The sequence below is a fragment of the Enterobacter cloacae complex sp. IR53041 genome (genome assembly GCF_049238285.1).
In the GTDB taxonomy this organism is placed as follows: Bacteria; Pseudomonadota; Gammaproteobacteria; order Enterobacterales; family Enterobacteriaceae; genus Enterobacter; species Enterobacter roggenkampii.
This window is the reverse complement of record NZ_JBMKHB010000005.1, coordinates 17,928-41,180: the sequence shown is the minus strand read 5'-3', so window position 1 is coordinate 41,180 and position 23,253 is coordinate 17,928. Positions and strand designations below refer to the sequence as shown.

The following is a 23,253-nucleotide window of genomic DNA, read 5'->3' as shown; positions in this document are numbered from 1 at the left end:
AAACAACGCATAATGACGGAGGATCGTGATGGACAAGAAAATCGGGTTTATCGGCTGCGGTAACATGGGCAAAGCCATTCTGGGCGGCCTGATCGCCAGCGGGCAGGTGCTGCCGGGTCAGATTTGGGTCTATACCCCGTCACCGGATAAGGTCGCCGCGCTGCGCGATCAATACGGGATTAACGCCGCCGAAAGCGCGCAGGAAGTGGCCCAGGTCGCCGATATCGTCTTTGGCGCCGTCAAGCCGAACATCATGATCAAAGTGCTGAGCGACATCACCTCCAGCCTGAATAAAGAGACGCTGGTGGTGTCGATTGCCGCGGGCGTGACGCTTGACCAGCTGGCGCGCGCGCTGGGCCATGACCGCAAAATTGTTCGCGCAATGCCCAATACCCCCTCGCTGGTGAACGCCGGCATGACCTCCGTCACGCCTAACGCGCTGGTGACCCCGGAAGACGTAGCCGATGTGCTGAACATTTTCCGCTGCTTCGGCGAAGCGGAAGTGATTGCCGAATCGATGATCCATCCGGTGGTGGGCGTGAGTGGTTCTGCGCCTGCGTATGTCTTCATGTTCCTGGAAGCGATGGCCGATGCCGCCGTGCTTGGCGGAATGCCGCGCGCCCAGGCGTATAAGTTCGCCGCGCAGGCCGTCATGGGCTCCGCCAAAATGGTGCTGGAAACCGGCAAACACCCGGGTGAACTGAAAGATATGGTTTGCTCCCCGGGCGGTACCACCATCGAAGCGGTGCGGGTGCTGGAGGAGTGTGGATTCCGCTCGGCCGTCATTGAAGCAATGGCAAAATGCATGGAAAAATCAGAGAAGCTGAGTAAATCCTGATCGTTTCAGTCGGGCGTCAGGCGGCCACTTCGGTGCGGCTGCGCCCGGCATTTTTCGCCCTGTACAGCGCCACGTCAGCCGCCTTTAGCCATTCCCGATAATGTGCAAACTGCGGCCCCCAGGGGGCAACGCCCACGCTGATGCGCAGCGCCTCTTTTGGCGCGCACGGTAGCGACAGCGTTTCCAGCCGCTCATGCACCCGGGACATGACGGCGATGGCGCTTTCCGCTGCGGTCTGCGACATAATCACCGCAAACTCATCTCCGCCAAACCGGCCGATGGCATCACCTGACCGCACCGACATCTGAAGCTGGCGCGTGATGGCAATGATCGCCTCGTCGCCCACGGCGTGCCCCCAGGTATCGTTGATATTTTTAAAGTGGTCGATATCAATCAGTAAAATCGTGGCGGTGCAGCGATCGCGGCGGCAATGCTCAAATTCATTTCGCAGCAGCATTTCCCAGTGTCGGCGATTATAGACCCCGGTCATGCCGTCGCGGGTGCTCATCATTTCCAGCCGCTGCTTGTGCTCAGCAAGCCTGACGGCGGTGCGGTGGCTGAGCCAGGCAAACAGCATGGGATAAAGTACCAGTACGGGAAGCGTTAAGCTCCACTCCACGAGGTCGGGGTTGAAGACGGCCACGCGCCCAACAATCGGCAGCGTCACCAGCGCGGAGAGCAGAGTCAGCAGGATCCCCGGGATAAACAGACGACAGCCCCCGGAGCCCATCATATTCATCCCGACCATCATCACCAGCGCTGCCGAGGGTAACGCGCTCATCCCCATCACGCCGATCCAGAGCCCGGCAATAATGGCATCGATCTTAAGATTGAACTCTTCCTGCTGATGAGGTGACGCGGCCCGGCAGGATAACTGCCAGGCGAAATGGGGCCAGACGAACGCCCACCCCACCAGTAAAAGCCACCAGCCTCCGGGTAAAAAATGGGTGACCAGCATCCCCGCAACCGGGAAAAACATCGCTGCCAGCCCCACGGCGCGCGCCAGCCGAACGCGCCGGGCAAACTGAATGCCGGCGCGGTGAGGGTCATCCTGAGAAAGGGTTAAATTCCACTCTTCCCGAATGCGCTTTGTGTTGTAATACGTTTCATCATTCATCATTTTTGGGAATATTCTGAAACATTTTCCCAAATTATAGAGAGTGGGTCTGCGGGGAAAGTATGAAATTTCGGGTGAGCCGCCGGAGCCGCTCACCCGTTCGAACTACACTTTTTTCTTCAGGCAGGCACTCATGAACTTGCTGCGGTCATCCCCTTTCAGGGACTGCTCGGTTGCCTTGGCATTACACTCGCGCATCTTTTGCTGCTGAGGCGTCAGGCTTTTTTCAGCTGGCTTTGAAGCGCCGTTTTTGAGGCAGTCGCTCATGTAGGTCTTGCGGGCATCGCCCTTCAGACTCTGAGACGTCGCCTGTTGATTACAGGTGGTCATACGCTGCTGCTGCGGCGTTAACGTTTTCTCTTCCGCGTTCGCCGAGGCGACCAGGAACAGGCCGGAGAGCAGAGTAACCAGTAATGTTGTTTTCATTGCACCATCCTTTTGTGAACATTCCCTGTAAGTCTGGTTCGTGACAGAAAAAAAACCACCCGGCAGATGTGATTTCCGCCGGGAATTTATCATTTCAGACCCAGCGCCGCCTTCATGGTGTAGAACAGATCCGTTTGATCCGTCAGGCCTACCACGTTGGCCGCGTGCGGGCCGTAGGCGGCAATGCGCAGCTGGGTGCCGGTGTGCTCCATGGACTCTTCTTCAGAGTTGCCGTAGCTCATCACCATGACGGCGCCATCTTTGGTGTTGAGCGCCTGCGTCAGGCCAGGGGCTTTGGTATCTGGCGGAACGATCTGGCTGGCGTGCGCGTGATCCGCGGTGACGATCACCAGGGTGTTACCGTCTTTTTTCGCGAACGCGAGCGCCTTCTGCACCGCTTCGTCCAGATCGACGGTTTCGCCAATCTGACCGCACGGATTTGCCGCATGATCCTGCTTATCGATTGACGCCCCCTCAACCTGCAGGAAGAACCCTTTTTCGCTCTTGCTCAGCAGATCGATCGCTTTATCGGTCATCGCCGCCAGCGTCGGTACGCTGTCCGTGCGTTTAGGGTTAGGCGTACAGGTCACTGCTGGCTTATCGATATTGCCGTGATATGAGGCTTTTGGACCTTCCCAGCGCACGGGCATGTTGCCGTCAGAGAACAGCCCCAGCAGCGGCTTGTCCTGGTTAGCCTCGGTTATCGCCGCCAGCGAATTTGCGTCACTCACCAGCTGATAGCCGCGCGCCTGCGCCTGCTCGCGCAGCGTTTTGCCCTGCCACTCGCCCGCCGTCGCGGTTTCCGCGAAGGTTTTCGCGCCGCCGCCCAGCGTCACGTCAGGACGCGCATTCAGCAGCTGTTCCGTAATCGAGCCTTTGCCACCTTTTTCCAGCGCGTTCGTTGGGCATTTTTCGCTGGTCACTGACGGGCCGTAGCATTTACGCGAGGTCACGTGTGCCACCAGCGCCGCAGGCGTCGCATCCTGAAGTTCAGCGGTGGAGACGTTACCGGTCGCCAGGCCCGCCGCTTTTGCCATCTCCAGAAGGGTTTGACGATCTTTTTCGTGAATATCCACGCCCAGCGCGCCATTATAGGTTTTCACGCCGGTGGACCACGCCGTGGCCGAGGCCGCAGAGTCCGTTACGTAATCCGGTTTACCGGTTTTTTTATCCAGCGCGTAGTGGGTATATTGTCCGGTCAGCGGTAATGCGTCGATACCTTTAAAAAAGCCGCCCGCCCCCTCGGCATAATTTCGCGCCGCCGTGATTTCGGAATCACCCATTCCATCGCCAATCAGCAGAATAATATTTTTCGCCGGTTTTTCATTAAGCGAAGCGCGAATGGCGGCGGTTTGATCTTCCGACAATCGGCGCGCGCCGCCGGGCTGGGTGATATCCCCTTTTGCCGCACGATTATCCAGGACGCTGGTTTGCGTCGTGTCAGCATAAATGGCAGGGGTAATTAACAGAGGAAGTAATGCGATGAAAAGTGCGCTCTGTTTCAATTTATTTTCTCCATGTAAAAATACATAAAAATAAAAACAGAGCGACTATAGGCATCCTGCATGACAATTCTATGACACGTCGTTACGTCCTGTGACGGTTTAGCTGCGCGGATGCCTTAACAGCTTCTTTACGTACTGGTGGAGCATCTCAGCATCTTCAATCGGTACCTGCGATTCAGGCCTGACGCTCTCCAGCGCGCCTTCCACGCTCTCAATCAACGCCTGCTGATCGGTTTTCGCCATTTGTCGCAGCAGCGCGGTGACCACAATTTCAAGCGCTTCGACCTGGGCCACCAGCTCTTTTGACTCTTCTTCCTTTTGTGCCAGCTTGACCAGCAATTCAGCAATGAGGTTTTTCATCGTGCCGGTTCCTTTTCAGTTTTATCTGACGTTATCACTCTGAATCCATAATGCAAAGAGAAGAAATTAATTATGGTATGCAAAAGTGATACAGAAACGGAAATAAAGAGACCTCGCCGTGAGCGAAACGTTTTTCTATAAAAAGACGCCGCATTTTGTTATATAAAAATGCGGCTACCATAAGAATATATAATACATCTGCGAAAGCGTTATCTCGCCGATTTCGCCTCCGCCATTTGTCTGCGGCGTCGCAGCGCAATAGCCAGCTGGATAATATTGATTAAAACGACAATCGCCGTCGCCGCAAATACCCAACGAAAACCGGCCATCGCGGAAACGGAGGCGCCAATAAGCGGACCGGCAACATTCCCCAGATACATAAATGACTGGTTATATCCAAAAATACGCCCCGTCACCTGGTCGCTGGAATATTTGACCAGCAGGGTCTGTACCGCAGGCAACATGGCACCATCGGCAAAGCCGAGCAGAAATCGCAACACGCCAAGCTGAAGCGGAGAGGTGACGAACGACATCGCAAAGAAGAGCACCACCGCAAAGATCAGCGTCGCCATCAGGATGCGCGCCGTACCGATCCTGTCACCCAGTTTTCCGAGACGCGGCGCGGAAATCAGGGCGGATACGCCCGGCACGGCGGCAATCATGCCGCTTAAAAAAGCGATGTTCGTGCTTTCCGGCTCCATTGACTTGATAAACAGCGCCAGTATCGGCCCCACCGAACCGTTACAGAGCTGGATCACCATGGTGGTGACAAACAGGCTGATCATCAGCCCCGGATAAGGCAGCGAGGCGAAAACGGCCTTGCCGCTGAGGCGTTCAGATTTACTGATAACCGGGCGGCCTCCCTCTTTAATCAGAAAGAGCGTGACCAGAAAACTGACCACCAGCAGAACCGCAGTGATGATAAATACCGCGCGCAGTCCGACGTGGTCCGCCAGAAAGCCCCCCAGCAGCGGGCCACCGATGACGCCGCTGATCTGCGCCGTGGAGAGCGTGCTCAGCGCCCAGCCGCTCCGCTCGCGTGGCACCTGAGAGGCGACCAGCGCCATGGCGTTTGGAATATACCCGGACGTCAGCCCCATCACCGCCCGCAGAAAGAACAGCTGCCAGACGTTGGTGGCGAAGGCCTGCAGCAGAATGGCTATTGCCATCCCGAGCGAGGCGCGCAGCAGCATCAGTTTTCTGCCTTTTCGATCGGCCAGGCTGCCCCACATGGGTGACACAATCGCGGAAACCAGAAAGGTGACGCTGAACGTCAGGCCGGACCACATAGAGAGCGCTTCGTGCGAGGTGACCCCCAGCTGCGAGACGTACAGCGGCAGGAACGGCAAAATCTGGCTGATGGCCAGCCCGGTGAAGAAGCAACCGAACCAGACCGAGATGAGATTAACTTTCCAGGATTCCATACAGAATAGTCTTCATTTTTAGGCGAATTCGCCGTCAGATTAGCAAGTTACGCGTGTTAACGTCGCACCAGAGATGCGGCCTGACCGACTTTGGTGTTTTATCTTCCCAGTCATCATATTTGTGAAATAAGTCACAATTCATCCATTTTCTGGCGGAATATTATGCTTCACCGGCACAGGCCAAAACCGCGCATTCCGAGATGAAAATGGTTGGCATGCGCCGCGTTGTACTCTGGCCCCAGACCGTTCCCGTAGTACCCGCAGCTTGCCGCCAGCATCGCCTTTAGCCAGGGCTGCGTCGTGGCCGCCTTCCAGCCGTTCAGCACCGTGGCGCGGTCGCCGTTCGCCAGACGAAAAGCGGCAATATCCAGCGCCTCCGCCGTGGCATGTTCACTGCGGCGCGCGTCAGGGCGGTGGTAAATATTGCGGCAGGCAAAGCTGCCGAGGTGATCGATACGCGCGAGGTCGCTGCCCGTATAGCGTTTTGTCAGCGGCCGGGCCTGCTGGCTGATAAAGAGGGCTGAACTGAGCGCCAGCGGACAGCTGGCAAGAAAGCTGCCGTTCAGGCCGACCGGGCCGAAGTCTCGCACGCGCACGACGTCGCTCAGCGGGCATTCCCCGGCGCTGTCAGCGACCGGCTGGGTGCGGATGAGATCGCGTTGATTAGCCTGCGCAAGCAGGCTTGCGCAGGCCTCGGGCGTTAAGCGCCGAAGCTTATACTGGGTGATTCGGCCTGGCGGATCGTCAAGCGCCAGCGGTATGAAAGGGTTGTAGTAAGGCGGCAACCAGCGGTAACCCACCGTTGCGACGGCGATAAGAATCAAAACGGTCAGCAGCGTTTTTCCTTTCACTCGCCCCCCTGAACATTCCCCCAAACATTATGGCAGAAGGTCGCGAAACCCGCCGGGCATCGTGGTATGTTATTGGCTTTTCGTCAGACTGGAAGAGAGTGAGATGGCTAAGCAGCGCGTAGGTATTGTCTTTGGGGGAAAATCAGCGGAACACGAAGTGTCATTGCAATCGGCTAAAAATATCGTTGATGCGATCGATAAAAGCCGTTTCGACGTGGTGCTGCTGGGCATTGATAAACAGGGCCAGTGGCACGTTAACGATGCCAGCCAGTATCTGCTGAATGCTCACGATCCGGCCCATATCGCCCTGAATCCTTCAGAAATTAGCGTCGCCACCGTACCCGGCGTCGCGAAGGGGCAGCTTATCGATGCAGGCAATGCACAGGCTCTCGCTCAGATCGACGTCGTCTTCCCTATCGTGCACGGCACGCTGGGGGAAGATGGTTCCCTGCAGGGGATGCTGCGCATGGCCAACCTGCCGTTCGTCGGCTCGGACGTACTCGGCTCCGCCGCGTGCATGGACAAAGACGTCACCAAACGCCTGCTGCGCGACGCCGGGCTGAATATCGCGCCGTTCGTCACGCTCACCCGCGCCAACCGCGACAAGCACAGCTTCGCGCAGATTAGCGCTGAATTGGGTCTGCCGCTGTTTGTGAAGCCTGCAAACCAGGGCTCCTCCGTGGGCGTCAGCAAAGTGACCAGCGAAGCTGAGTTCACCCAGGCCGTCCGCCTGGCGTTTGAGTTCGACCATAAAGTGGTGGTTGAGCAGGGCATCAAAGGCCGTGAAATTGAGTGCGCCGTGCTGGGCAACGATTTTCCACAGGCGAGCACCTGCGGCGAAGTGGTCTTAAACAGCGACTTCTACTCGTACGACACCAAATACATTGATGATAAAGGCGCGCAGGTTGTCGTGCCTGCGGATCTCGATCCGGCGGTTAACGATATGATCCGGGCGATCGCCATTCGCGCTTATCAGACGCTCGGCTGCTGCGGCATGGCGCGCGTGGATGTGTTCCTGACGGCGGAAAACGAGGTGGTGATCAATGAAATCAACACGCTGCCGGGGTTCACTAACATCAGCATGTATCCGAAGCTGTGGCAGGCGAGCGGCCTCAGCTACCCGGAACTGATCACCCGCCTGATCGAACTGGCGCTGGAGCGTCACGCTGCCGACAGCGCGCTTAAAAGTTCCGTAAACGGTTAATCGGCGCGCTTCGCCGACGCTGCCTCATCCGCTGTCGTCTCTTCAGGACGGCGGCGGATAATCAACCCCGCCAGCCAGAAACTGATGACCCAGGTCACCAGCCCGACGGCATAGGTTTGCCAGCCTTTTGCTTCAAACCCCAGCAGACCCACGACACCGTTAAGAATAAAGATCAGCCCGATAGCGAAGGCGTAGTAGTGCCAGTCACGGCGTAGTTTGGACGTGAGCTTCATAACAACTCCGGCAGGAAAAAAAGACATCCTCTCACAGTTTTACGGCCAGGTCTGTGGCAGATACGGAAATTCTGAAACGCGATGCAATTTCACTTAAGTTAATAAATTGTGACGTGCTGCAGAAATCAACAATCCAGGAGGAATCCGTCGCGTAAATTACCACGATTCTGATATTGACAAATGCGATGACCTGTCAAACTCACCCTGTACGAAGCGTATTAACAGAGCGATTTATCCGGAGGTCATCATGGCTGACTTTACATTGTCGAAACCGATTTTTGGCGGAAAACCAAAAACCTCCACGGCGGGTAATATCGCGTATGCCCTGTTTGTCCTGTTCTGCTTCTGGGCTGGCTCGCAGCTGCTCAATATGCTGGTCCATGCGCCTGGCGTTTATGAACACCTGATGCAGGTGCAGGATAACGGACGCCCGCGAGTTGAGATTGGCTTTGGCGTCAGCACCCTGTTCGGCCTGATTCCCTTCCTCGCGGGATGTATGATTCTGGGCGTTGTGGCATTAGTGCTGCGCTTTCGCCGCCGCCGTTAAAGCCCCATACAGCGAGCCCGGCGATCGTCCACGCGTTTTGCGAACCACGCGGTGGTCAGGTTACGCGTGATCTTCGGGCTTTCCAGCTGAATACCCGGCAGGATAGCCCTCGGTAACGTTTTCCCGCTTTTCTGCTCTGCGAGCGCAAACACCTTCTTGTAGAGATCCGTTTTCTCAAAGGCCAGGCTGTCGCCTTTCTCAAGCTGACGGCGAATGTCGCTGTTGCTCATATCAAGCGTTGTCGATAATTTCCGGATCGCCCGCTCGGTGCTTCCCGCCTCGCTGCTGCCGTAGGCGATAAGATCGCCGTCCAGCGCCAGCTTAACGCCGCTTGCGCGGCTGACCGCACTCTGGAATGCCGCATTACGGCTGGCATACCAGCCGGCGTTAAAGTCGGCAAAGCGGTACAGCGGCTCATCGTAGTTCGCCGGGTAGTTCAGCAGGTGATACGTGCCGAACCACAGTCCGCCGCGCAGGGAGAAGACCTCCTGGCGCACCGTACCGTCGATTTTCCACGGATAGCCGTCGGTGTGTTTCTCCGCGAACGCGATGCTTACCTGCATTGGGCCACCGGTGTGGACCGGATTCAGTGAGCCAAACAGCTTCTGCCCCATCGGCACCATGTTGATGAAATCATCGAAAATAGCGCTAAGCTGTTTTTCGGTTTTCACCGTGTCCAGCCGTTCGCTGTAGCTTTTGCCGTTCGGCGAGGTGATTTTAAGCGCGGTATGCACGAGGAACACCGGGATATGCATGGACTCCGCGCGGCGGTCGATCTCTTTCCAGGCGATTTTATTCAGCCCCGGCACAGCCGGGTCTGACTGGTACATCGACTCCTGCTGTGCCACCGCCAGCACCGAACAGATATTCTCCTCGGTCGGCGCGATCTTTTGGCTCTCAAAGGTTTTTGCCAGCGCGTCTGCCCACGCATTGCGATCTTTCACGCTGGCGGGCATTTTCTGCCGCACAACGCTCGCCACATCAACGGGCTTCTCGCCCTTTTTGAGCGGAGCGGCCCCCTTTTCGGCACAGCCTGCCAGCACAAAAGCGGCCAGTATGGTCAACGGTAACGCGCGCGGTACGGCAAAAGGCATAGCAACGTCCTGTATTAGCTAAATGTGTTAGTGACTTCCTGCAGGTCACGATCGTCCAGCTCGCGTTCAAAGCTGCGCAGACGTTTGTAGATGGACATCAGTTCCACCAGCGTGGTCCAGGAGCTGATCAGGTACTGGAATGAACTTCTGACCTGATCGAAAACGTTAGTAATTTGGGTCATCAGTCCCAGGGTAATTGTCCCTGCAACAATTGACGGGAACAACAGGACTATTCCAAAAACAGTATCGGCCTGAAGATATAAAATACGAGCTATGTTGAAATACATGTAGTGGAAGTAGAGCTTAAAGTAGTTAAAACGGACGTTCTGAAATAACTCTTTTACCGTTGGTGGCGCAGCTCGTGATGGGTCATCCTCACCGTAAACGAGTTCTTTACGGTAAGCCGCTTCCACGCGCTGATTTTTAAATTGTAACCCCGGTAATTTGATCCCCACCACAGCAAGAAGCCCCGTTCCCATAAGAGACCAGACCAGTGCGGCAATAACCAAACCATAGGGTAAATGACCAACAATTGGAAGTTCAGGCACATGGGGTGAAAGTGCAATCAGAATCGGTAAAAAAGCGATAAGTTTCATCACAGCATTAAGCAAGCTGACCCCCATGTCCTCCAGCGTTGAGGCAAAACGCATGGTGTCTTCCTGCACACGCTGTGCAGCACCTTCGATGTGCCGCAGTCGTTGCCAATTTGCCATGTAATATTCGTTCATAGCTGTACGCCAACGGAAAACGTAATGGCTAACGAAGAAATTGTTCAGCACTGCCACTGTTACTGCAATCATGGCAATGCCGGTAAAACTAACGAGACTGGCATAGAGTTCACCAATCGGAACCTTATTCGGGGCGCTTAGCGCTTTTTGGATCAAATCGTAGAAGGGTGCATACCATGCATTAATTGCAACGCTCACTTCCACCATGAACCAGGTAACGAAAATGATCAGCGCAGATCCCAAAATCGACCAAACCTGCCAACGATGCGGAGAATACTTGAACCAGAAGAGTGCAAACAGCCCCACACATACCGTGTAGTAGGCATAAAATACGATAAAGCTGAGCGACCAGAAGCGCGCCGCGCTAATCGGCACCTCACCTGTCGCCCCCGTGATGCGCGTCAGCCATGCGCCGCCGCCCGCCTGCCAGAAAATGACAGCGATCAGTGCCCAAATAAATGCCGACAGGAAAAAAGGCCCCGGCTTTGGGAAAAAAGACTTAAACATAATGCTTCCTTCTTGTTGTTATGGCTGTTGCTGTGTACAACACGTCACCACACGATAAACCTGCCCGCGCCAGACTCCCGGCCCGGGCAAAAAGGTCAGACCCACGGGTTGATTATTAGTTCGCTTTCCAGTTTTCGAGAATTGTTTCGGTGCGTTTCACCGCGAGAGGATTCGCTGGCGCAATGAAGTTACGCCAGACGTCGTTGTGATGGTTAATCAGGATCTGTGCGTCAGCAGCCGGACGGTTGGCGGTGGTATGGGCATCTTCGGCAACGGTGATGTGATAACCCCGGCTAACGCCGTTCTTGATCGTCGCATCGACGCAGTAATCGGTGGCGCAGCCGCAGATGACAAACTCGCGAATGCCCTGCTCCCGCAGCAGCGCCTCAAGCCCGGTGTTGTAGAAGGCATCGCAGGCCGTTTTGGTCACGTAAAGCGCACCAGCAGGCTGATGGAGTTCAGGCAGTAGCGCAAACCCTTCGCTTCCCTCTTCCAACCCCCCGGCCTCGGTATGCTGTATAAAAATCACCGTGTCGGCTGCCTGCGTAAGCTGGTTGATCAGAGAGACACACTTTTCGCGCTGATGACGAGGGGTTTCAAACACCCCGTTCTGCATATCGACAACCATAACCACACGCTTCTCAGACATACCGTTCTCCGTAAGATTGAGTGACACTGGTGCCTATCATAAGCCCGATGTCACAAAATGGGAGATGGCTCGCAAGTAAATTGTTCATATTTACCCATGGTTACGTTTTTCTCGCTATCGTTATGCAATTCGGGGCATTGCACGGTACCGATTAGTAGTATAAATACCCATTACTTTCCTCATTCACTTCATGGATGCTTTTCGTTGAAACGTTGTCTGCTCTCTTTTGCCGCGCTGTGTGCGGTGAGCTTCTCTACCGCCCAGGCAGCCCAACCGCTGACGGCTCCCGTTTTAGCTTCAGATATTGCCGATCGCTACGCGAACCTTATCTATTACGGCAGCGGCGCGACCGGTATGGCGATGGTCGTTATCGACGGAAACCAGCGTGTATTTCGCAGCTTTGGCGAAACGCGCCCGGGCAATAACGTTCACCCGCAGCTGGATTCCGTTATCCGCATAGCATCCTTAACCAAGCTGATGACCAGCGAAATGCTGGTGAAACTGCTCGATCAGGGCGTGGTGAAGCTCGACGATCCGCTCAGCAAATACGCGCCGCCAGGCGCCCGGGTCCCCACGTATCAGGGTACGCCGATCCGGCTTGTGAACCTTGCTACCCACACCAGCGCCCTGCCGCGTGAACAGCCAGGCGGCGCGGCGCATCGTGACGTATTCGTCTGGCCAACGCGCGACCAGCGCTGGAGCTATCTGAGTACCGCCACGCTGAAGGCAGCGCCGGGTTCGCAGGCCTCATATTCAAACCTGGCGTTTGACCTGCTGGCGGATGCCCTCTCAACGGCGGCTGGCAAACCCTACACCCAGCTGTTTGAAGAGCAGATCACCCGTCCGCTGGGCATGAAAGACACCACGTTCACCCCGTCCCCGGACCAGTGTCGTCGCCTGATGGTGGCGGAGAAAGGCGCCAGCCCCTGTAATAACACGCTGGCGGCCGTGGGCAGCGGCGGGGTTTACTCCACGCCTGGCGACATGATGCGCTGGATGCAGCAGTTCCTTTCTTCGGATTTCTACTCTCGCAGCAGCCAGGCCGACCGTATGCAGACCCTGATTTATCAGCGTACTCAGCTGCATCGGGTCATCGGGATGGACGTGCCGGGTAAAGCCGATGCGCTCGGCATGGGCTGGGTCTATATGGCACCGAAAAATGGCCGGCCGGGGATTATTCAGAAAACCGGCGGCGGCGGCGGATTCATCACCTATATGGCTATGATTCCGCAGTCGAACGTGGGCGCGTTTGTGGTGGTCACTCGCTCCCCGCATACGCGTTTCGTCAATATGAGTGACGGTGTTAATAACCTGGTGGCGGAATTGAGTGCCAATAAAGCCCAGGTGCTTACCGCATCCAACTGAGATTAATATTCCGTGGGCAAGCGGTTGATGCTGACCAGCTTGCCCCGGCTCATATTGATATAATTTCCCTGTCGCAGGGCGGCCAGAACCTCGGCAACAACAGAACGTGAAATGCGTGTGCTTTGCTGAATATGATTCATCACACCGATTTTGAACGCAGCGTTTCATCCCACTCGGCCATATTAAGCAGCATCGCGCGGATCTGGTGATAGGAGTTATTGCCAACCAGCTGCTTATCGCGCTTCTCAAGAATGTAATTTATCCAGGATAACCAGCTGAAGGCCTCTTTCCACAGTGAAAATTGCTGGATTTGTTGTCGGGTAGTTTCTGTGGATAAATAAAAACCGGTACAGGCCGTTTTGGCAATCACTCTGTATTCCTGTGAATGATTAATCATCACCGTAGCCAGACCAAAAATAAAGGGGGCGGTCGCAATCCCCACCAGAAGTTCATCAGAAGGGCGATAGATCTCAATAACGCCGGTTTGTAATACGATCGTGCGAGGCTCATTCGATTCGCCCGACGTAATTAATTGTTGGGGTGCACATGTAAAAGGGGTACTGGCTGCTATTAACCCCTGTTCGAGCCGGCGTAATTCAGAAAGTGGTTTCGCATTAACGTTCATGCAGACCTCAAGTCATCCGTATTTGTCGGTTCAATATTATTTTTATTGCTTCGCTAAAAAGCGGAGGAGATACCCCCTCCCCCGCTTTATTCATTACCAGGTATATTTCACACCCAGGTTTGCGCCCCAGTTCTGGTCAACGTCGCCGCCGCCAAGATATGTGGCATCCGTGTAAGCGCTGAAGTTCTTCGTGAAGCTGAACTGGGTGCCCAGCCCAACACGAACAGCTGAACCTTTCACGCCGTTATCAATGCTGTCACCGTTAATATCGGCATTGTTATCGGCGTCGTCATAAACCCAGGCCAGTTTGAAGTAAGGGGTCAGAGCCTGATCGCCGCCGTAGTTGAAGGTGTAACCCGTATCAACACCGAGTTCATAACGCAGGCTATCGTATGATTGTCCATCCATGCGCATGTCATTGCTGAGGCGATAATCATCGCCTGACTGGAACAGACCCGATACGGCTGCGTATGGTGTTACGTAGCCAGAGAGGTTTGGCTTCCAGTCATAGCCCAGCTTCAGACCAAAGCCAACAGCGTCACTGGTGGTATTGCCGTCAACATACTGACCGTTGCTCATGTTAGCGGAGAGATCGTTGTTGAAGCGGGTGTAGCTCAGGGAGCTGTCGAGGAAAAGATCGTTCATGAACTTCGCTGACGCGTAGATCATCGCCGTCTGGCTATCCTGATCGACCTGACCGGTACGATCGCTGATATCGCCCTTCGCGAAACCTGCCGCACCACCGACGATCCACTTCGCGTTATTACCGTCAATCTGGGTATCCAGACCCACCATAATACCGCTCACGTCCTGATCGTAGCTGATAACGCCGTTGTCACCGTCGAAGTTGCCGCCGAAGTAGCTCACCCACGCCCCGCCGTTATCCGCCAGGCCGTGACGGCTGTTGGTCAGACGCGCACCTACGGTATCCTGCTGCAGATTCCAGATATTGGTATTAGCAGAAGGGATGCTGAGCGCCATATTGGCATAGTCGGTCAGTTCTTTCTGCTGCAGAACGACGGTGTCACCCTGCTGCTGCGCCTGGTAGGTATAAGCACCTAAATCGGCTTTGTTTGCGGCAGTAAAGCTGGCCGCCGTATCTGCGTTATTGTCATAGACACGGACAATCTCTTTATTTTTGTAATCAGCGACGGAACCTGCTCCGGTCGCGTCGTCGATACGGACTTTATAGTTGCCTGCGACGTCACCGTTCACCGCCAGATGGCCGTCAGAGTGAATGGCCACTACGCCGTAGTCATAATCGGCGCTGCGCTTGTCGTTAGTGATATAGCGTGCGTTGTTCAGATCGCTGTTCAGCACGTAATCGCGGCTGGCAACATTCAGCACGCCGCCATCGGTCAGAACCATAGTGTGCGTATCAACCTGGCCCAGACCCAGCGCCAGCTCTGCACCGTTATCCACGGTGATGGTGTTGGCATACAGCTCGGCCGTTTCTTCCGTCAGTGCCGCACGGCTATCGCTGTCCAGATACAGATGGTCGGTGGCCACGCCGCCGTTGTCGCCGATGTTCAATGAGGAAGCATTGGTCAGAGTGATGGTATCCGCCAGCAGGCCTGAGTTTTCAACATTGACCTGAGACTGGTTGTTTACCGTCAGCGTGTCAATGTTTGACATCTTGCGGGTATCCCACTCGGAGCCGTTATCCAGCGCAATGTTAAACAGACCGCTCTGATACACCGCTTCACCCGCAACATGTGCGTTGCTGTCATAGGTGGAATCCGGCCAAATGCTGTTCGGGGACAGCGTGCGCCAGTCTACGTTGCTGTAGCCCTGGCCATACATCTGCGTCGTGCCGATAGCCTCAACGCTGGACTGCGCAGCACCGACCCATTTGCTGCCGTTGGTCAGGGTGACATCCAGCTTATCGGTGCCGTCCCAGCCGTTGGTGGTAGGGTTATAGACACCGTCTTCGGTGGTATCGGTTGCCGGATCGCCGTTCGGGTAGAAGTTGTTGTCGAAGGTGCTTGAGAACAGGATGTCGCCCGTAACGGTGGAGTGATCGAAGGTGGCAGCGGTCTGCATCGCGTTATCAGACGCGCTGGCGGTAACAATCAGCGCGGCATCATCTGCCCCTGTCGCGTCGGTTTCACTATAGTCGCTCGGCTTCGCAGTCTGGCCGTAGAATCCGCTGGTACCTAAATCGCGGTACGCACCGGAAGTCAGTACCGAATCTTTTACCAGCAGCGTGTCGGTAAAGACCTTGCTGCTGTTGGCTACGCCTTCAACGCCGTCGTACGGGGTATTATCCCGTTCCTGATACCCCTGCGTCAGGGTAATCCCCGCGACGTGAGAATTATTCTGGATAACAATATCCGATTCCACATCCAGGGTAATCGCATTACCCAGATCGTACGTATCCAGATAGTGTCTTTCCGTATTTTCCCCATTCACGACATCATACGCATAATGCTCGTACGTATCGTTAAGGGTGGAATTATCAACGGTCAGGCTAAAACGATCGTATTGAGCATGTTGGGTGCCGTCGGCATCCAGACCATCAGCACAGGTGGCGGTAATACACTGAGAGGTAATCATGCCATTAATGGTGCTGTTGGAAATACTCAACGCATTCGCCCGACCATTGATGCCATCATCGAGATAGTACGTTGAAATAACACCATTCACGGTGGATTTATTAATCACCGGGTAAATATCACCATCGTGGATGGCATCTGAGAAATCCCAGTCGGCATAGCCATAATACCAGGGAGTGGTCGCTGTATTATCGTATCCGAAGGTATTATATGTCGTACCGGAAATATCCTTCGCATTGGCCTGAGAAGCGATAGCCAGGGTGCAGGCTAATGCAAGTTGAGATACAACGAGTTTCTTTTTCCATGTTTGCATTGGGTCATCCCTCCTCAGGGACGTAAGCAAGTTTGTCCATCAATGAATTTGCAATATTTAATTGCGGAGGGAATTATGCAGTTTCATTTCGAAAAGGTTCAATGAATGTTTCCATTAAGTCCGCATTCAGACAAAAAACAGATTCAGACCACAACGCACAGGGCGTCATAAAATAAATATTATAAAAACAAAATGTTAATGCACGGGCAAAGCAATCAGGGAAATATCATAAAAAATAATAAATCATTTTTAATGATACATTCATTTCCATATAGAAATAACACAAATATCTCATTCTTCTCTCAGCGTTATACTGTCCTGCATTATATATTATTGGTAACAGGCAAACTCTTCTGCTGCATTTCGCAAAAGCAAAATGCCCACTTTAGTAAAACACCCGTCGCCACTTTGAGGTACACTAGCCCTCTTTGTTCCACAAACATCAGGCATACCATGACCGATTTAATTGCACGTCCCCGCCGTCTGCGTAAGTCACCTGCACTGCGCGCTATGTTTGAAGAGACAACCCTGACCTTAAACGATCTGGTGTTGCCGATTTTTGTTGAAGAAGAGATCGATGACTACAAAGCCATCGAGGCCATGCCGGGCGTCATGCGCATTCCGGAGAAATATCTGGCGCGTGAGATCGAACGTATCGCCAACGCGGGGATCCGCTCGGTGATGACCTTCGGCATCTCCCATCATACCGACGCCACCGGCAGCGACGCGTGGAAGGAAGATGGCCTCGTCGCCCGCATGTCCCGCATCTGCAAAGAGACGGTGCCGGAAATGGTGGTGATGTCCGACACCTGTTTCTGTGAATATACCTCTCACGGCCACTGCGGCGTGCTGTGCGATCACGGCGTGGATAACGATGCTACCCTGCTGAACCTCGGCAAGCAGGCGGTCGTCGCGGCCGCTGCGGGTGCGGACTTCATCGCACCGTCTGCGGCGATGGACGGACAGGTTCAGGCGATTCGTCAGGCGCTGGACGCGGCCGGTTTCACCGACACCGCCATCATGTCCTACTCCACCAAATTTGCCTCCTCCTTCTACGGCCCGTTCCGTGAAGCAGCCGGCACGGCGCTGAAAGGCGATCGTAAAACCTATCAGATGAACCCGCTGAACCGCCGCGAAGCGATTCGTGAATCCCTGCTCGATGAAGCCCAGGGCGCAGACTGCCTGATGGTAAAACCGGCTGGCGCGTACCTTGATATCCTGCGCGACATCCGCGAACGCACCGAGCTGCCGCTGGGCGCTTACCAGGTGAGCGGCGAGTACGCAATGATCAAGTTCGCCGCGCTGGCAGGGGCGATCGACGAAGAGAAAGTGATCCTTGAAAGCCTGGGCGCGATCAAACGCGCGGGCGCGGATCTGATCTTCAGCTACTTCGCCCTGGATCTGGCCGAGAAGAAAATTCTGCGTTAATCCGCTTTAGCGCCGGGTGGCGGCTTCGCCTTACCCGGCCTGCTCTCTGCTCAAATCTTCACCCAACTGCAATACAACCGACATCTGCGCCTTCTACTGTCTTCGCAAGACGGCAGGAGGAGTGACCATGTTTAGCCTCGATAGCGTTCTCGACGATCTTTGGCCTCAGGCGAGGCCCGCCCCCTGGCAAAAAAGTCTGTTAAAAAGACTGTTCTACGAAGACGAGTTTCAGCAGTTTGCCGCCGCCCACCGCCATCTGAAAGGACTGGATATGGTGGAGCAGGTTCTGGAACACCTGGATATTCTCTGCACCGTTTCCGCCCGCGATCTCGAACAAATCCCCGAACATGGCCCGCTGGTCATCATTGCCAACCACCCGACGGGTACGCTGGATGGTCTGGCGTTGCTGTACGCCGTCTCCCGCGTGCGGCGCGACGTTAAAGTCGTGACCAACCGGATGCTGACCCACCTTGAGCCCCTCAGCTCGCTGTTTATTCCGGTGGACAATATGGGCGGCAGGACGGCGAAGTCGTCGCTGGTGCAGATGGAACAGCACCTGCAAAACGCGGGCGTACTGATCTTCTTCCCGGCAGGCGAAGTTTCCCGCCCCACGCGCAAAGGCATTCGCGATAAGAAATGGCACTCTGGCTTTATCAAACTCGCCGGCAAGCTGCGCGTCCCGCTGCTGCCGGTGCATATTCAGGCGCACAACAGCCTGCTCTTTTACGCCAGCACGCTGGTCTCCCCGACGCTGTCGATGCTGCTGCTGATGCAGCAGATGTTCCGCCGCCGCCACAGCCAGCTGCCGATTAAAATCGGCCAGCAGATTGCGTGGCATCACTGGCACAGCGCCACCCTTTCGTCGCGTGAGATGGCCGAGCAGTGCCGTCAGCACGTGATGCGTCTTGGCAAGGGAGTGCCCGGCGTCTTTAAAACCCAGTGCGCGATTGCCCGTCCGGAAGACCGGGCCACTTTGAAGCGCGCGCTGGCGCAGGCCGAATCTCTGGGCAAAACCAGCGACGGGAAAACCATCTATCTTTGGCAGCGCAACGGTCAGGAAGACGCCCCGCTGCTGCGGGAGCTGGGCCGCCTGCGCGAGATTGCCTTTCGCGCGGTGGAGGAAGGGAGCGGCAAACGCCGGGACACCGACTGCTACGACGATGATTATCTGCACTTGATCCTGTGGGATGAGGAGGATCTGGAGATCGTCGGCGCGTATCGCTTTATGCCGACGGCCATGCAGATCGAAAAGCGCGGCGTTGAGGGGTTGTACAGCTATAGCCTGTTCCACTACGACGACAAAATGCAGGACGTGCTGGAACACGGCATTGAGCTGGGGCGCAGCTTTATTCAGCCGCGCTACTGGGGGCGCCGCGGCCTGGACTATTTATGGTCCGGCATTGGGGCGTATCTGGCGCGTTATCCGCACTACCGCTACCTGTTTGGCCCGGTCTCGATTTCCGGCGGCTTACCGCCTGCCGCGCGGGATCTGCTGGTCGCCTTTTACCGCCTGTGGTTCCCGGCGACGCATCCGCTCGCCGCCTCGCGCCAGCCGTATCCCGCATCCCTGCCGGACGTGCTGGCGCAGTTTGGCGGCGTGGATTACGTGGACGATCTGACGAAGCTGAAATCCCTGCTCGGCAATCTTGGCTGCGGCATTCCGCCGCTCTACAAGCAATATTCCGAGCTGTGCGAGCCCGGCGGCGTGCAGTTTATTGATTTTGGCAGCGACCCGGCGTTCAACAACTGCGTTGACGGCCTGGTGCTGGTGGATTTGTGTTACCTGAAGGCGAACCGCTATCAGCGGTATATTGAGGCGCACCTTTAAATGTGCGGTATTTTGTAGGCCGGGTAAGGCGTAGCCGCCACCCGGCAATTGTGCACCGTTTTCGCCGGGTGGCGCTGCGCTTACCCGGCCTATGGGTACTACAGGATCAGGGGCGGTAAAACGGCTTATCGCCCAAAATCGTCGCCCGCTGCATAATCCGGCGCTGCGGCAGATAGTCCGCATTGGCATAATGCTGCGTCACGCGGTTATCCCAGATCGCCAGATCGTTCTCCTGCCAGCGCCAGCGCACCTGGAACTCCGGCTTGGTGATATGCGCGAACAGGAAACTGAGCAGCGCCTCACTCTCTTTTTCCGTCACGTCCACGATGCGCGTGGTGAACCCTTCGTTGACGAACAGCGCCTGCTTGCCCGTCACCGGATGGGTGCGCACGACCGGGTGCAGCAGCGGAGGATGTTTCGCCACCGCCTCCTGCCAGCGCTGATGCTCCTCTTCCGTTTTACGGTACTTGTACTCCTGGAACGATTTTTTGAAGTCGTGCTCCGCCCGCAGCCCGCTCAGCAGCGTCCGGAACGGCTCGGAGAGCGCCTCATACGCCGCAATGCCGCTGGCCCACAGCGTATCGCCCCCCGTCTCCGGCAGCAGCTTCGCCGCCAGAATCGCCCCGGCGGGCGGCGTCTCGATAAAGGTCACATCGGTGTGCCAGTTATCGTTATCCGGCGGGTTATCGTTGTGGGTGTCGAGGACGATAATCTCCTCCACCCCTTCCGCATGCGGATAGACGGGGTGGATATGCAGATCGCCAAACCGCAGGGCCAGCGCGCGCTGCTGCTGCGGGGTGATCGCCTGTTCGCGCAGGAACACCACCTGATGACGCAGCACCGCGTGGTACAGCTGCTCGAACTGGTTATCGCTCAGCGGACGGGTCACATCCAGGCCCGAAACCTGTGCGCCAATGTACGGCCCCAGCGGGGTAATGGTCAGACGTTCACTCATTGTATTTCTCCATGCCAGGGCGTCAGGCGGCGCTGTAACGCGCGCAGCCCCAGTTCTAATCCGAAGGCGATCGCGGCAATGACCGCGATCCCTGCCAGCACCACGTCAGTCGCCAGGAACTCACCCGCCGACTGCACCATAAACCCTAACCCTCGCGTGGCGGCAATCAGCTCAGCCGCCACCAGCGTGGACCAGCCCACGCCGAGGCCGATGCGCAGCCCGGTTAAAATCTCCGGCAGTGCGCCCGGTAAAATCACGAACAGCAGCACCTGCGTACGGCTGGCCCCCAGCGACTGCGCCGCGCGGATCCGCACCTGCTGGGCGCTCTTCACGCCCGCCAGCGCCGACATGGCCACCGGGGCGAAAATCGCCAGATAGATCAGCAGGATTTTTGACGTTTCACCGATGCCGAACCAGATCACCATCAGCGGCAGATAGGCCAGCGGCGGGACCGGGCGGTAAAGCTCAATCAGCGGGTCGAGGATGCCGCGCACCGTCGGGCTCAGCCCCATCGCAATCCCCACGGGAATGCCGATAATCACCGCCGCCAGCAGCGCCACCAGAATACGCGCCAGGCTGGCACCTAAGTGCTGCCAGAGCGTGGCATCCATAAAGCCCTGCGGGCCGGCGATGGTAATGAGTTTGGTCAGCACCTGTCCCGGCGGCGGCAGAAACAGCGGGCTGACCCACTGCAGGGCAGCAACTGCCCACCACACCGCCAGCAGCACCAGTAGCGTGCCGACGCTCAACGTGATTTGACGTGAGAAAGGCCAGCGCAGCGCCAGACGCGTGCGGCGCGTTTTTTCACTGAAGACGATACTCATGAGAAAGCCTCCCGCTGTTCAAACACGCGGCTTAAGACGTATTCACGCTGTTCGATAAACAGCGGGTCGGATTTGATGCTGCGCACGGGTTCTCCCGCGACGTAGCGGCGGGCAAAATCCAGCGGCAAACGCTCCAGCACGCGGCCCGGCCCGGGCGAGAGCAGCACCAGCTCGGTCGCCATAAACACCGCCTCTTCGATATCGTGGGTAATCAGCAGCACCTGCTTGCCCGTCTCATGCCACAGGCGCAGCAGCAGGGTTTGCATCTGCTCGCGTGTGAAGGCATCCAGCGCCCCGAACGGCTCGTCCAGCAGCAACAGCTGCGGATTCGCGGCCAGCGCGCGGGCAATCCCGACACGCTGCCGTTGGCCGCCGGAAAGCTGCCAGATATAGCGTTTTTCCGCGCCTTCCAGCCCCACTTTTTTCAGCATCGCCCGCGCGGTTTCCAGCCGCTGTTCACGATGGATGCCCGCAAGCTGCAGCCCAAACGCCACGTTTTCCTGCACGTTGCGCCAGGGAAGCAGGCCTTCATTCTGGAAGACCACGCCGCGCTCGGCGCCGGGGCCCTCCACCTTTTTGCCTTCCAGTTGAATGGTGCCATGCTGATAAGGGACAAACCCGGCGATGAGATTCAGCAGCGTGGTTTTTCCGCACCCGGACGGGCCCAGCACCACCAGCAGCTCACCGCTGTCCAGCGTCAGGTTGATGTCCTGTAAGGCGGGTTTACCACCGTAATCGGCAGACAGATTTGTAATATTCAGCATGACGAACTCCTTATTTCACAAAACGATCGGTCACGTACTGGCTGTAATCCGCCGCTACCGCGGGCACTTTGCCCTGCTCCTTCAGGAAGGTGGCGGTATCCACAATCGCTTTGTTAACCGGCCCGGTCAGCTGCTGCACCTGCTGCGCGGGGGTCAGATAGGTATTGCCCTTCACCAGCCCCGGCACGTCCGCTTCCGGCACGCCGCTCAGGCGGGAGAGTTTCTCCAGGTTGGCGGGCTGCTTCAGCCATTCATCCGGGTTACTGATGTACGGCTGCTGGGCGTCAATCGCGCTTTTCGCGAAGGCTTTCACCACCTCAGGATGTTTCTCGGCGAAGTCTTTGCGCACGACCCACACGTCGAGGGTCGGCGCGCCCCACTGGCCCACTTTTTCGGAGTCGGTCAGCACGGTGCCGTCTTTTTCCAGCTCGTTCACCGCAGGCGCCCACACATAGGCCCCGTCAATGTCGCCGCGCTGCCAGGCCGCAATAATCGCCGGCGGCTGGAGGTTAATAATTTGTACCTGCCCCGGCTTGATGCCCCAGTGTTTCAGCGCCGCCAGCAGGCTGTAGTGGGTGGTGGAGATAAACGGCACGGCGATGCGTTTGCCGATCAGGTCTTCCGGTTTGGTGATGTTTTTCTTCACCACCAGCGCTTCAGAGTTACCGAGCTGCGAGGCGAGCAGGAACACCTCAATCGGCACCTGCTGGCTGGCCGCAACCGCCAGCGGGCTGGAACCGATATTGCCGATCTGCACGTCGCCGGAGGCTAACGCACGCACCACGGACGCGCCGCTGTCGAACTTGCGCCAGTCGACCTTCGCGCCGCTCTCTTTGGCAAAGGTGTTATCCGCCTGCGCGACTTTCGCCGGTTCCGCAGAAGTTTGATACGCGACGGTGACGTCCACCGCCTGCGCCTGAAATGCCCACAGCGCCAGCGCGCCGAGTAGTGTGATTCGCGATGAAATTGCCATAGTGCCTGCTCCCCTTGTTGTTATGAGGGCAGTATTTCCAACGCGGGAATTTTGATAAAGGAATAAAAATGAATCGCTCATAACGATTCGTTTTTAGATAAAAAATGGGAAAGGATAGTTGGTTTTGTGCGGTTGTTTTA

General features: G+C 56.4%; 21 protein-coding genes and 1 pseudogene. 6 read left to right on the top strand and 16 right to left on the bottom strand.

Translation table 11 applies throughout. The features are described 5' to 3' along the window. Window positions 1-28: 28 nt before the first annotated feature. Window positions 29-838 carry a pyrroline-5-carboxylate reductase gene (gene proC, locus ACOTXF_RS05330; RefSeq protein ID WP_316937126.1) on the top strand — a complete coding sequence of 270 codons (810 nt, stop codon included), beginning with the start codon at window positions 29-31 and terminating at the stop codon, window positions 836-838. A gap of 16 nt (window positions 839-854) precedes the next feature. On the opposite strand, the gene adrA is transcribed toward proC, so the two are convergent. From adrA to ACOTXF_RS05300, 6 genes are all read right to left on the bottom strand, one after another. Further along, window positions 855-1,958: a diguanylate cyclase AdrA gene (gene adrA / locus ACOTXF_RS05325; RefSeq protein WP_048962024.1), complete on the bottom strand. Its 1,104-nt coding sequence runs from the start codon at window positions 1,956-1,958 to the stop codon at window positions 855-857. 102 nt (window positions 1,959-2,060) lie between these two features. After that, window positions 2,061-2,381: a phosphate starvation-inducible protein PsiF gene (gene psiF / locus ACOTXF_RS05320; protein WP_008503278.1), complete on the bottom strand. Its 321-nt coding sequence runs from the start codon at window positions 2,379-2,381 to the stop codon at window positions 2,061-2,063. An 89-nt stretch (window positions 2,382-2,470) separates the two neighbouring features. Continuing rightward, window positions 2,471-3,886, bottom strand: coding sequence for an alkaline phosphatase (gene phoA, locus ACOTXF_RS05315; RefSeq protein ID WP_021241677.1), 1,416 nt, complete (start codon window positions 3,884-3,886; stop codon window positions 2,471-2,473). Window positions 3,887-3,985: 99 nt separating this feature from the next. Further along, a complete protein-coding gene (gene iraP, locus ACOTXF_RS05310; RefSeq protein WP_021241678.1) occupies window positions 3,986-4,246 on the bottom strand; it encodes an anti-adapter protein IraP in 261 nt (86 codons plus the stop codon). Between the two features lie 209 nt (window positions 4,247-4,455). Next, window positions 4,456-5,670, bottom strand: a complete 1,215-nt coding sequence (locus ACOTXF_RS05305) for a multidrug efflux MFS transporter (RefSeq protein WP_008503282.1) — start codon at window positions 5,668-5,670, stop codon at window positions 4,456-4,458. 167 nt (window positions 5,671-5,837) lie between these two features. Then, window positions 5,838-6,521 carry an extensin family protein gene (locus tag ACOTXF_RS05300; RefSeq protein WP_316937125.1) on the bottom strand — a complete coding sequence of 228 codons (684 nt, stop codon included), beginning with the start codon at window positions 6,519-6,521 and terminating at the stop codon, window positions 5,838-5,840. A 103-nt stretch (window positions 6,522-6,624) separates the two neighbouring features. On the opposite strand from ACOTXF_RS05300, the gene ddlA reads away from it, so the two are divergent. After that, window positions 6,625-7,725, top strand: a complete 1,101-nt coding sequence (ddlA, locus tag ACOTXF_RS05295; RefSeq protein WP_047745449.1) for a D-alanine--D-alanine ligase — start codon at window positions 6,625-6,627, stop codon at window positions 7,723-7,725. On the opposite strand, the gene ACOTXF_RS05290 is transcribed toward ddlA, so the two are convergent. Next, window positions 7,722-7,958: a DUF2754 domain-containing protein gene (locus ACOTXF_RS05290; RefSeq protein ID WP_008503286.1), complete on the bottom strand. Its 237-nt coding sequence runs from the start codon at window positions 7,956-7,958 to the stop codon at window positions 7,722-7,724. The genes ddlA and ACOTXF_RS05290 overlap by 4 nt on opposite strands. 247 nt (window positions 7,959-8,205) lie before the next feature. Here ACOTXF_RS05290 and ACOTXF_RS05285 point away from each other — a divergent pair, with 247 nt between their 5' ends. After that, complete coding sequence (locus ACOTXF_RS05285; RefSeq protein WP_008503287.1) at window positions 8,206-8,505, top strand: DUF2755 family protein; 300 nt, start codon at window positions 8,206-8,208, stop codon at window positions 8,503-8,505. On the opposite strand, the gene ACOTXF_RS05280 is transcribed toward ACOTXF_RS05285, so the two are convergent. The 3 genes from ACOTXF_RS05280 to ACOTXF_RS05270 form a co-directional block, all read right to left on the bottom strand. Next, a complete protein-coding gene (locus tag ACOTXF_RS05280) occupies window positions 8,502-9,599 on the bottom strand; it encodes a DUF1615 domain-containing protein (protein WP_047745450.1) in 1,098 nt (365 codons plus the stop codon). The genes ACOTXF_RS05285 and ACOTXF_RS05280 overlap by 4 nt on opposite strands. 14 nt (window positions 9,600-9,613) lie before the next feature. Next, window positions 9,614-10,834, bottom strand: coding sequence for a peptide antibiotic transporter SbmA (gene sbmA / locus ACOTXF_RS05275; RefSeq protein ID WP_021241683.1), 1,221 nt, complete (start codon window positions 10,832-10,834; stop codon window positions 9,614-9,616). Window positions 10,835-10,949: 115 nt separating this feature from the next. Next, complete coding sequence (locus ACOTXF_RS05270) at window positions 10,950-11,483, bottom strand: isochorismatase family protein (protein WP_023343468.1); 534 nt, start codon at window positions 11,481-11,483, stop codon at window positions 10,950-10,952. Window positions 11,484-11,687: 204 nt separating this feature from the next. On the opposite strand from ACOTXF_RS05270, the gene ampH reads away from it, so the two are divergent. Continuing rightward, window positions 11,688-12,848: a D-alanyl-D-alanine-carboxypeptidase/endopeptidase AmpH gene (gene ampH, locus ACOTXF_RS05265; RefSeq protein ID WP_008503291.1), complete on the top strand. Its 1,161-nt coding sequence runs from the start codon at window positions 11,688-11,690 to the stop codon at window positions 12,846-12,848. A 2-nt stretch (window positions 12,849-12,850) separates the two neighbouring features. Here ampH and ACOTXF_RS05260 read toward each other — a convergent pair. Further along, a pseudogene (locus ACOTXF_RS05260) lies at window positions 12,851-13,473 on the bottom strand (helix-turn-helix domain-containing protein). A 93-nt stretch (window positions 13,474-13,566) separates the two neighbouring features. Continuing rightward, entirely contained in the window at window positions 13,567-16,341 is a 2,775-nt protein-coding gene (locus ACOTXF_RS05255) for an autotransporter outer membrane beta-barrel domain-containing protein (RefSeq protein WP_045416733.1), read from the bottom strand. A gap of 453 nt (window positions 16,342-16,794) precedes the next feature. On the opposite strand from ACOTXF_RS05255, the gene hemB reads away from it, so the two are divergent. Then, window positions 16,795-17,769 (top strand): porphobilinogen synthase, encoded by a 975-nt coding sequence (gene hemB, locus ACOTXF_RS05250; RefSeq protein WP_021241687.1) that lies wholly within the window; start codon window positions 16,795-16,797, stop codon window positions 17,767-17,769. A gap of 127 nt (window positions 17,770-17,896) precedes the next feature. Beyond that, a complete protein-coding gene (locus ACOTXF_RS05245) occupies window positions 17,897-19,597 on the top strand; it encodes a lysophospholipid acyltransferase family protein (protein WP_047745454.1) in 1,701 nt (566 codons plus the stop codon). Between the two features lie 106 nt (window positions 19,598-19,703). Here ACOTXF_RS05245 and tauD read toward each other — a convergent pair whose 3' ends face one another. From tauD to tauA, 4 genes are read right to left on the bottom strand one after another with little or no spacing between them, the layout of a single operon-like run. Beyond that, entirely contained in the window at window positions 19,704-20,552 is an 849-nt protein-coding gene (tauD, locus tag ACOTXF_RS05240) for a taurine dioxygenase (protein WP_008503402.1), read from the bottom strand. Next, on the bottom strand, window positions 20,549-21,376 hold the full coding sequence (gene tauC, locus ACOTXF_RS05235) for a taurine ABC transporter permease TauC (RefSeq protein WP_008503401.1): 828 nt from the start codon (window positions 21,374-21,376) through the stop codon (window positions 20,549-20,551). The genes tauD and tauC overlap by 4 nt, the downstream gene beginning before the upstream one ends. Further along, window positions 21,373-22,140: a taurine ABC transporter ATP-binding subunit gene (gene tauB, locus ACOTXF_RS05230; RefSeq protein ID WP_023343464.1), complete on the bottom strand. Its 768-nt coding sequence runs from the start codon at window positions 22,138-22,140 to the stop codon at window positions 21,373-21,375. The genes tauC and tauB overlap by 4 nt, the downstream gene beginning before the upstream one ends. 10 nt (window positions 22,141-22,150) lie before the next feature. Next, window positions 22,151-23,113, bottom strand: a complete 963-nt coding sequence (gene tauA / locus ACOTXF_RS05225; protein ID WP_023293188.1) for a taurine ABC transporter substrate-binding protein — start codon at window positions 23,111-23,113, stop codon at window positions 22,151-22,153. Between the last annotated feature and the right edge of the window lie 140 nt (window positions 23,114-23,253).